Source organism: Vibrio sp. D173a, from assembly GCF_030248475.1.
Genome location: NZ_JAHGAH010000273.1, coordinates 1 through 5,839, shown reverse-complemented (window position 1 = coordinate 5,839; position 5,839 = coordinate 1). Strand labels below are relative to the sequence as shown.

Here is a 5,839-nt window from a genome sequence, read left to right as displayed (position 1 = left end):
TGTGATCAAGAGACAGCTAGAATGCCAGGCTCATCCAAATACATTTCCCACAACACAAATACCGGCGCGGCACTTTTCTTACCGACCACATGAGCCACTTCTTGGTATGAATGATACGCCCCTTTTTCTAGCTCAGTATTAAAGTGAGTCAGTAATACTGCATCGTTAGGGTCAATATTTTTTAACCGATTGGACGCATCCGCCAAAGTCTCATCGCGAAGCTCAATTACGTTTATGCGCGGATACTTTGCCATCTCCGCAATGACACGCTTATGAATAAGCTCTGATGTCATACTCCGATCAGCTAGGTAATACAGGTTTTTAATACCAGGGCGCAATTGATTAATGAGTTTGATGTTTTCTTCTACGCGGTCTTGCTCGTAGAGAATACTGCCATCTGTACTGAGGCTATCTAACGTGGCTTGTGTATTGTTTATGCCCACAGCAACAAGCGGTGTGGAACGATTTTCATTGGAGAGGTATCGCTTGGCAAACTGCAAGGCCGCATCATCTGAAATGATGACGCCATCAAAAATATAGTCAGCATATTTGAGCTGTAAGTAGTTCGCCATGCGCTCAAAGTACCCATCAGAATGCACACGCTTAGCATCCAGATATTCGATGGATAATTTTACTTCATTGTTGGTTTGCTCAAACCCTTCTTCGATCCCGTTTTGAATGTCATTTGTCCATTGGTAGGACGGTTCATACGAGTGAAGTACCAGTATTCTTTTGATTTCCCAATCAGATTCATCAGCATTGACTGCGGCCGTCCCTAAGCACATTAATAGAGCCAATAAACGCGTCAAACGCTTAGTCATGTTTTACCCAGCCGAGAAAGGAGTTGTGCTTATATTAAATGTCGAAGCCCAAACGAGCTTCGACTTGAATCAATTTTCTAAGACTATTGTTTCATACAATTTTTGATCGGCGTTCAATTTTTTCGCTAAATCTGAGACAAACTGAGTCTTATCTAAATTTTGAGAAACCACAGTGTCAGAAATAACGGTATTGCCTTCATATTGACTTACAATCGCGGCGCCAACGGCTTCGCCTTCAGCGAAACCAACGTAAAGTTCAAATTCCGGTGAGAGTATGATTTGAGTAAGGTACTCGACAATCATTTCTTGCTCATGCTTATCGGACCAGCGTTGCGACTGCAAAATAGAAAACATGACCGTAAGTCGATGAAAATCGACAAGAAAGATATCTTCAGCGGTTAAACGCTGCTCTTTATCTAGTAGTAAAGACTTTTCGACAACTTGGTACGATTGCTCTTCAAGCATTCGTGTGTAGATTGCGCGGCCTTCCAAACTTTCTTTTGTTGGAAACTCAACTTCCACCAAATCATGCAACCACGCGTTTTTTCTTTTAATGCTTTCTAACTGTTGTTCGTTCATTTTCTTACCTTAAGCGCTGCTAATGATGAAACTTACAGCGAGTAAAAGACAGGACTTTGATTAGAAATGTAGTGCTCACCTGTTCTGGAGCGGTACATTAGCATGAAGCCTCTTACAAACCTAGCTAAAGTCCTGAGGTAACGCCAAATTTTGTTTTAACCGTGCACGTCTGATAAATTGAGTTAATAAATTAGCCTATTTAAGGGAAGAAAAATGAAAAAGAGCTTGCTTGCGCTTGGATTGATCACTGTATTAGCTGGCTGTAGCGACAATGAAGTCGGTGACGTGTCGCTTGGTATGTTCACAATGAAAGACATTAAAATCGGTCACCTACAAGATGAAGTGGTGACAGGTGTTACTTGTCACATCGCCTCTATCGAAGCAAACCTGAGCTTGTCCGATCCTAGTGACAGCTCTATCTCTTGTCGCCAAACTGGTGACATTACCCCAGAAATGATTGCAAAAATCGATAAGAGCAAGTCTGGCGAAGTGGTCTTTAAGAAGTCGAAGAGTATCTTCTTCAAAACCATGAAAGTGCGTCGTATCTACGATCCTGAAAACCAAACATTGCTTTACTTGTCTTACACAACGAAAGAGACAGAAGGCAGCTTTAAGCACAGCCTATCAACGGTCCCATTGTACGGAACCAAAGCTTACGTCGAACCGACTGTAACTCCTACGAATTAACCCCAAATCGCTTGTAAAAACATCAGCCCGCTGCATTTTTCAGCGGGCAAATTTCTTAGTAATAAAACGCAACGAATTTCAAAATTTTGTGATACAATCCCGCCTCTTTTTTTCTCACTCAAGAACAAGCATGAAGTTTCCTGGTCAGCGAAAATCTAAACACTACTTTCCAACTCACGCTCGAGATCCATTAGTCAACCAAATCCGACAGGCGCCTAAGCTGTACCGCCCAACGATTGTCGGTGTTGGTCAAACCATCGTTGATATCGAAGCGCGCGTAGACGATGCGTTTTTAGAAAAATACAACCTTAGTAAAGGTCATTCTCTCGTTCTTGAAGAGAGCAAAGCAGACGCATTGTATGAAGAGTTAGTAGAACAAGGCCTGATTACTCACCAATACCCTGGTGATACTATCGGCAACACACTACATAACTACTCTGTTTTGGCTGATAGTAAATCAGTACTCTTAGGCGTAATGTCGAAGAACATCCAAGTGGGTTCTTTTGCATACCGCTACCTATGCCGCACCTCTTCTCGCATGAACCTTAACCACCTGCAAACGGTAGATGGTCCTATTGGTCGTTGCTACACACTAATTTCTCAAGACGGCGAGCGTACCTTCGCAATTAACGAAGGCCACATGAACAAGCTGTCTCCGGAAAGCATTCCTGAAGAAGTCTTTACTAAAGCATCAGCTCTTGTGGTTTCTTCTTACCTTATGCGTGGTAAGAAAGAAGACCAAATGCCTCAAGCGGTTCAGCGCGCAATCGAATTTGCTAAGAAGCACGAAGTCCCTGTAGTACTGACTCTAGGTACAAAATACGTGATTGAAGGCAATGCAGAATGGTGGCAAGACTACATTCGCGACAACGTATCTGTCGTTGCAATGAACGAAGAAGAAGGCGCAGCACTAACAGGTGAAACCGACCCTCTTGCTGCTGCAGACAAAGCACTTGAGTGGGTAGACCTTGTACTTTGTACTGCTGGCCCAGATGGTCTTTACATGGCGGGTTACACGGAAGAGAAAGTAAAACGTGAAACCACACATGACATTCTTGAAGGCTCTATCGAAGAGTTCAACAAGTTTGAATTTAGCCGTGCAATGCGCAAAGACGACTGTAAAGCACCAATGAAAGTGTATTCTCATATTGGTCCTTACCTTGGTGGCCCTCTTGAAATCAAGAACACCAATGGCGCAGGTGATGCGGCACTGTCTGCACTTCTGCACGATATGGCGGCTAACTCTTTCCACCAGAAAGAAGTGCCAGGTTCAGAGAAACACGAAGTACGTTGCCTAACTTACTCTTCTCTATCTCAGATTTGTAAGTACGCAAACCGCGTAAGCTACGAAGTGTTAACTCAGCACTCTCCTCGCCTATCTCGCGCACTTCCAGAGCGTGAAGACAGCCTAGAAGAGACATACTGGGATCGCTAAGAACCAAGCACTTAGAGCAAAAAACACGCAAAGGTCACCATTAGGTGGCCTTTTTGTTTTGATCTAGCGCAGTATTTAGTGTTTTTTGTTATGATGTAGCACGCTAAGGCGCACGAACTGCTTTACACCTCTTATTTTACCAGTATTATTCTCGCGCAAACGTTTGCGCAACACTAAGCAAGCTTTTACTTGCCTATTGTTGAACGCCACGTGTTAGCCATTTTTTGGGAGTATCCATGCAGTCTGATATTGAAATTTGCCGAAACACACCGTTGTCTTCTATCGCTACTGTCGCCGCAAACGCAGGTCTTTTGCCGCACGAACTCGATACGCACGGAAAACACAAAGCTAAAGTTCATCCCCAATGTCTTGAGCGTCTAACTGACAATCAAGATGGTAAATTGGTGTTGGTCACTGCAATTACGCCTACCCCACTGGGTGAAGGCAAAACGGTTACCACAATCGGTCTATCTCAAGGTCTATCCAAGATTAACCAATCTGTGATGGCGTGTATTCGTCAGCCTTCTATGGGGCCTGTCTTTGGTGTCAAAGGTGGCGCTGCTGGTGGCGGTTACTCTCAAGTGGCGCCAATGGACGAGCTCAACCTTCATTTAACTGGCGATATCCATGCTGTCACGGCCGCGCATAACCTAGCGTCAGCAGCACTTGATGCTCGTCTCTATCATGAACAACGTGAAGGTTACGATGCATTTGAAGCTCGAACGGGTTTAAAAGCGCTGAAAATCGATGTTGAGCGAATCACATGGAAACGTGTGATGGACCACAACGACCGAGCACTGCGCATGGTAAAAATAGGCTTGAATGAAGAAGGTAAGAACATCAACGGCTTCGAACGTGAAGAAGGTTTTGATATTTCTGCCGCGTCCGAGCTCATGGCTATCCTTGCGCTAGCAAATGACCTTAAAGATCTTCGTCAACGTATTGGTCGCATCGTCGTTGCTTATGATTTGAATGGTAATCCAGTAACGACTGAAGATTTGCAAGTTGCCGGCGCCATGGCGGTCACATTGAAAGAGACCATTGCCCCTACTCTAATGCAAACGCTTGAAGGCGTACCCACTCTGATCCACGCAGGTCCATTTGCCAACATCGCTCACGGTAACTCTTCCATCATTGCAGACCAGATTGCATTAAAACTTTCTAGTTACGTTGTCACGGAAGCTGGGTTTGGCTCAGACATGGGCTTTGAGAAAGCCTGTAACATTAAAGCATTAGCCGCTGACCGTGCACCAGATTGTGTGGTAATTGTCGCGACCCTTCGTGGTTTGAAAGCAAATTCTGGTCACTACGACTTACGACCAGGTATGGCGATTCCAGACTCTATTTTCAATCCAGACCAAGCCGCACTTGAAGCCGGATTCGAAAACCTGAAATGGCACATCAATAACGTGCATAAATACGGAATCCCTGCAGTTGTTGCCATCAACCAGTTCCCACAAGATTCAGAACAAGAATTGGCAGAGCTTAGAGCATTGATTGAGCGCTTTAACCCTGAGGTAAAAGTGGCAGTAAGCACCGCATTTGCACAAGGTGGCGAAGGCGCTATTGAACTCGCACAGCACCTTGTTGAAACTTGTGAACAAGGCGCTCAATTCCACCCTCTTTACACCAAAAAGCAATCCTTGAAAGAAAAGCTGATGGCAGTATGTGAAGTGGGCTATGGTGCATCAAACATCGAAATGAGCGAGCTAGCGAAACAACAACTGGCACACTTTGAGAAATTAGGCTTTGATGACTTAGCGGTGTGCATTGCGAAAACACCGCTTTCAATCACAACGGATTCAGCCATAAAAGGCGCGCCAAGTGGTTTTACCGTACCAATTCGTGAGCTGCGTTTATGTGCCGGCGCGGGCTTTGTTTACGCACTGTCTGGGAACGTAATGACTATGCCAGGTCTGCCAGACAAACCTGCATTTATGAGCTTAGATCTTGATGATCAAGGCAATATTATCGGCCTTTCATAAAAACAAGAAGATTGACGAGAAACGGGAGCCATTTGGCTCCCGTTTTGCTATGAACATGCTCTAACATACTGTTTTTGAATTCCTTTACATTGTAAATCGGCTTTTGTAACTTGGAGTACTTACACCACTCTCACCACTATAGTGCACGGTCTATTTTTCCACTCCCTAATATAGTGCAGCGATAACACCTTCTTCTACTGAGTGCATTGATTTTGTTGACAAAATTCTATGGCTCGAATCTTGTACTACGTTATATAGCATTACCATTTATAAGTTCAAAGGACACTCAACAACGTCACTCGAAAGCCTCCTGCAGTCTGTCTCTTGATCAC

4 protein-coding genes and 1 pseudogene are annotated in these 5,839 nt (G+C 44.4%); 3 read left to right on the top strand and 2 right to left on the bottom strand.

What is annotated here, in order from left to right:
* Positions 1-17: 17 nt before the first annotated feature.
* Positions 18-821 (bottom strand): annotated as a pseudogene (locus KIV40_RS23830) (ABC transporter substrate-binding protein); the annotation flags it as partial.
* A 69-nt stretch (positions 822-890) separates the two neighbouring features.
* Entirely contained in the window at positions 891-1,400 is a 510-nt protein-coding gene (locus KIV40_RS23825; protein WP_005431602.1) for a hypothetical protein, read from the bottom strand.
* 213 nt (positions 1,401-1,613) lie between these two features.
* On the opposite strand from KIV40_RS23825, the gene KIV40_RS23820 reads away from it, so the two are divergent.
* The 3 genes from KIV40_RS23820 to KIV40_RS23810 all read left to right on the top strand — a co-directional run bounded on the left by KIV40_RS23820 (position 1,614) and on the right by KIV40_RS23810 (position 5,507).
* Positions 1,614-2,087: a CreA family protein gene (locus KIV40_RS23820; protein ID WP_005431604.1), complete on the top strand. Its 474-nt coding sequence runs from the start codon at positions 1,614-1,616 to the stop codon at positions 2,085-2,087.
* 130 nt (positions 2,088-2,217) lie between these two features.
* Positions 2,218-3,522 (top strand): inosine/guanosine kinase, encoded by a 1,305-nt coding sequence (locus KIV40_RS23815; protein ID WP_285351657.1) that lies wholly within the window; start codon positions 2,218-2,220, stop codon positions 3,520-3,522.
* A 236-nt stretch (positions 3,523-3,758) separates the two neighbouring features.
* Positions 3,759-5,507, top strand: a complete 1,749-nt coding sequence (locus KIV40_RS23810) for a formate--tetrahydrofolate ligase (RefSeq protein WP_285351656.1) — start codon at positions 3,759-3,761, stop codon at positions 5,505-5,507.
* Positions 5,508-5,839 lie beyond the last annotated feature (332 nt).